Source organism: Intestinimonas sp., assembly GCF_026169115.1.
GTDB lineage: Bacteria > Bacillota > Clostridia > Oscillospirales > Oscillospiraceae > Intestinimonas.
The window spans coordinates 1-5,191 of the sequence record NZ_JAPFEA010000137.1; the positions used below are offsets into that span (position 1 = coordinate 1).

The following is a 5,191-nucleotide window of genomic DNA, read 5'->3' on the forward strand; positions in this document are numbered from 1 at the left end:
ACCCCTGCCCCCGAGACGGAGGGTCCCGAGGGTACCCCTGCCCCCGAGACGGAGGGTCCCGAGGGGACCACTGCCCCTGAGACGGAGGGCTCCGAAGAGACCATCGCCCCCGATGAGACCCCCGACGAGAAGCCTGAGCCCCCTGCCGCCCCCGCCCCGGTGCTGGCCCCTGTGGGCGTGGTGGCCGGTGCGGACCCGGAGACGGTTGTGGTCACCTATGAGCCCAGGGAGGAGACCTGGACCGTGACCGTTCTCGCCAACGAGGATTTCGTGGCTATGGTCGGCGACCAGCCCTTTGAGACCCTCCAGGCGGCCATTAACGCCGCCAACGCTGGCGACACTGTCATCCTGGGCCAGGACGTGACCGAGGATATCACCATCAGCAAGTCCATCACTCTGGACCTGGACGGCCACACCCTCCGCGGGGGTGCCGCTGAGGCGGCTATGGTCGCCGTGGAGGGCGACGTGACCGTGCTCATCCAGGACGGCACCCTGGCCGATAAGGAGGGCAGGATCGCCGGCGTTGTCACCAGCAGCGGGGCCGACCTGACCCTGTCCAACTGCGTGCTCAGCGGTCATTATGTCAATAAAACCACTGGCGCGGTGGTGGTGGCCGACGGCGGCAGCCTGACCATGGACGGCTGTGTGGTGGAAAGCAACACCGACAGCAACTACTACATGGTGATGGGCAAGGGTGACGCCGCCCTGACCCTGACCGACACGCGCTTCCAGGGGAATACAGCGAGCAAGGCCGTGGTGAAGCTGGAAGGCGACGCCTCCCTTGCCATGACGGGCGGCACATTCTCCGGAAATGAGTCCAACGGTGCGGGAGGTACTCTGTACGCGGAGACCACTGGCACAGTGGACCTGACCGGCGTCACCTTTACTGAGAGCGCCGGCAGCAGCCCCGCCGTCTATGTGAAGAATGCCGGCGGGCTGGCCCTCAAGGACGTCACCGTCACCGGCTATGCACCGTCCAACAACAAGCATGTGGTCCATGTGGAGGGCGGCTGCACGGTGGAAGCCGAGGTCCTTACCCTCCAGGGGAACACCACCGCGGGCAACGGCAGCATCCTGTATCTGAAAAACACCGGGACCAACACCCTGACCAACTGCGTGATCTCCGACAACCAGGCCGGCGGCAGCACGATCTCCGTGGCCAAGACGGCGGAGGCCACCTTCCAGAGCTGCACCATTGCCGATAACACCGCTGGCGGATATGCGGGCGGCATTGATGCCAAGGGTATCGTCACCGTGAAGGACAGCCTGATCCAGAAGAACTGCGGCGCGCATATGAACGGGACCGGCGGTCTCTATGTGGCAAGTGGGGCTCAGGTGAGTGCGGAAAACACCGTCATCAAGGAGAACGTGCGGACGTCCACCAAAAATCCGGACAGCTATGCCGGCGGCGTGTATGTCGTTTCCGGCGGCTCCTTCACCATGGCCGGCGGAGCCCTGTATGGGAACGTGGACGAGGTAGGCAGTGGGAAGGCCGACGACCTCTTTTCCAATGGCCTTGTAGACCTGCCTGCGGCCAATGCCATGGTGGACGGAGACCTCGATTTCTCCGGTTACAGCTGGTTGGACAATGGCAATCCAGTAGTGGGGGCCATCAAAAAGAATGGACTTTGCAGGCTCACCGCTAAGATTTACAGCACCCAAAACATACAGATCATCCGGGAGGGCGCCGCGCTGGAGCCCCTGTATGCGGACCTTTACAGCGCCCTCAAGGCGGCCCAGGCCGGCGACGTGCTCAAGCTGGTCTCTCCCGCCGGGACGGTCAACTTCAACGAAACCAACGGCAACAGCTTCCTGGACAAGGACCTGACCATCGACTTCAACGGACAGAAGGTCCTGGGCTCCAAGCGGCTCACCCTGTCCAAGGGGGCCACCCTGACCCTGACCGGCGCGGGCGAGTTCCAGCCCGAGCTGGCGGTGGGCGGCAGTGAGGGATACGGCCATCTGGTTCTGGACGGAAATGTGAAGCTGGCAAAGCCCCTCCTGGTCTATGGCCAGAAGACGACCCCCAGCTCTGTCGCCGTCAACGCCGCTCTGGACAGCCTGACGGCCAAGATTGACAAGTATGCGACCTTCACCGTGGCCGAGACCGCCCATGTGGGCAGCCTGGATTTGACGCTGGGCATGTCTGGGCGCTATCCCTATGGCGTCACCGCCGTCCTCAACGGTCCGGTGGACACCCTCAAGCTGGACCAGTATGTGAATCATTACGATACCACAGCCATCTCCACCGCCCAGCTCAACAGCACCGTGGGCGACCTGACCCTGGTCCACAGCGGCAGTATTGGCAACGACAACGCCACCCTTTACAGCGAGACCAAGGCCGGGGAGAGCTTCCAGCTCACCGGCTCCCTGACCTACAAGCCCAATGTGCTGGGGCAGAATGTGGTGAAAGCCTACTCCACCGCCGGCAGCACCGGTCTGGCCGATGTCCCCTTCCTCACCAACGTGCAGGCGGACAGCCTGGACCTCTCCAAGGCCACCTGGACGGTCTCTACGCTCAGCACTCTGGGCGATGACAAGGACCTGACCACCGTGGTCCATGCGGACGGCAGCCTGGCCCTCCGGTACGCGCCCTACACCGGCGACATCTACCTGAGCGGGACCGGCAGCGATGACAACTCCGGCAAGTCCGCCGGCTCCCCCGTGCAGACCCTGGGTAAGGCCCTGGAGTTGCTGGCTGAGAAGCCCGACGCCGCCATCGTCGTCACCGGCACCGTGGCGGTATCTGAGGACATCGATCTGAAAGACGTGACCTTCCTGCGCTATTCCACGCTGAAGGACGCCCTGTTTGAGATCAAGGCGAATGTGACCATGACCGGCGTCACCGTGGACGGCAGGCAGGTGGAGGCCGTGGCCCCCCTCATCAACGTGGTGGGCGGCTCCCTGACCATCCACTCTGACACCACCCTCACCGGCGGTGTGAACACCAAGAGCGTCAAGGCCAATGAGTCTGCCAGCCGGGGCGAGGGCGGCGCGGTCCGCGTCCGGGGCGGCAAGCTGGTCCTGACCGGCGGTACCATCACCGGCAACTCCGCCTATGTGGGCGGCGGTGTGATGGTCTCCGGCGGCCTCTTTGAGATGACCGGCGGCTCCATCACCGGCAACCAGGCCGTGGGCAAGTCCAGCGCCGAGATCCCTGGCGGCGGTGGCGGCGTCCTGGTGGCCCGCCGCGGCGAGATGACCCTGGCCGGCGGCTCCATCGACAACAACACCTCTGCCGATGTGGGCGGCGGCATCGCCCTGGGCGGCGGCGGCAGCAACGCCTACGTGCCCAGCGCGAACGGCCCCAAGCTGACCATGACCGGCGGCGAACTCAGCGGCAACACCTCTGAGGAGGAGGGCGGCGGACTCTTCGTCCAGTGCAGCTCCACCGCCACCATCACCGGCGGCAAGCTCCAGAACAACGAGAGTAAGGGCGGCAACGCCTTCAGCGGCGGCGGCGTCTACGTCAACGGTGGTCGCAGCGGTTACCAGAACGGCAGCCTGTATCTGAAAGACGCCTGGATCAGCGATAACACCGCCAGCGAGGGCGGCGGCGTGGCCGGCTGCCCCAGCTCCACCGTGAAGCTCCACCTGAAAGACGGCGGCGTGATCTGGGGCAACCACGACAAGGCAGGCCAGGCCGACGACCTCCGCCTTGTGAGCAATCTGGGCTACTTCCCCCTGGGCGGCGAGGTCTACCTCTCCCGCTATATGAAGGGCAACGGCCTCTACCAGTGGACCAACAAGGCCGACGGCAGCGTGGCCACCAGCGCCCAGCTCTTCGGCAAGGAGTCCCACCTCTATTCCGCGGCTGAGCAGCCCAGCGCCACCGAGGATGACTGCGCTGTCATCATCACCGGCAACACTGCTGCCCTGCGGGGCGGCGGCATCGGCACCAACGGCGACGTCATCATCGGCGAGGCCGACCCCAGCGTGGAGTACGGCTCCGTCACCGTCCACAAGGAGTGGCAGGAGACCGAGGGCGCTGATATGTCGAAGCTCTACAACGTCTCCTTCGACCTCTATTACAGGACCAGAGGTGAAACCGAGTGGAAGCTGCTGGACACCAAGCAGTCCAAGCGGCAGACCGATGGCAGCTGGAGCGACGTCGTCTTCCAGAACCTGATGCTGAAGGACGAGATGGGCAACGAGTACGAGTACGACGTGAAGGAGCGGGAGGACGACCGCTACACCCTGGTGTCTGCAAAACAGGACAGAAACAACTACACCTGGACCTTCACCAACAAGCCCGCCCACTCCCTGCGGGTGGAAAAGGTCGTGGTGGACAGCTACGACGTGGCCCAGGAGAAGGAATTCACCTTCCGCATCACCCTGAGCGACACGGACGGCGTCAGCGCCGTGGACCAGAACGGCGATGGCGTGTCCCTGACCTTCGATGCCAACAACACCGCCGAGGTCAAGCTGGCCGGCGGCGAGTATGTGGACCTCATCGGCCTCAAGGCCGGCGCCAAGTACAGCGTCACTGAGGACGCCGAGGAGGGCTACACCACCACCTATGCCATCAGCAAGTGGGTGAGCAGCGGCGACTACGAGACCACTTCCGTCACCCGTGTGAAGGACGTGACTCTGGCGCTGGGCCGGAACACCGTCACCGTCACCAACACCACCAAGGAGCCCACCGGCGGGCTCACCATCTCCAAGAAGGTCACCGGCGACGGCTCCACCACCGCTCAGTGGCACTTCGACGTCTCCCTCTTCCAGGATGCGGCCCTGACGAAGCCCATGCCCGGCCAGATCCCCGGCAAGCCCGCTTACGCCTTCCCCTACGCCGTGGTCAACGCCGACGGCACCCAGGCCAAGACCGGCGCCGTCACCATTGAGAAGGGCGGCCTGCGCTTCGACGGGGAGGAGAGCGTGGTCCTCACCGACGGTCAGTCCGTCACCATCCAGGGCATCCCCGCTGGGCAGACCTGGTTCCAGGTAAGCGAGCGGGAGGCCGACCAGAACGACTACACGACTACCGTCTCCGTCAACGGAACGGAGGTCACCGGCGACGCCACCGGCGCCATCGTGGGGAACGAGACCCAGGAGGTCCGCTTTGTCAACCATCTGGAGCCCTCTGCTCCCACCCCCGGCCCCGATCCCCGGCCTGACCCCGATCCCGATCCGGACCCCGATCCCGACCCGGATCCTCGGCCCGACCCCGAGCCCACGCCCACTCCGAGCC

The 5,191-nt window shown here is 64.9% G+C and carries 1 protein-coding gene; it reads left to right on the forward strand.

The window, feature by feature from the left end:
- Positions 1 to 5,191 (forward strand): right-handed parallel beta-helix repeat-containing protein (locus Q0Y09_RS11495; RefSeq protein ID WP_297721731.1); only part of this gene is annotated, 5,191 nt, incomplete at both ends.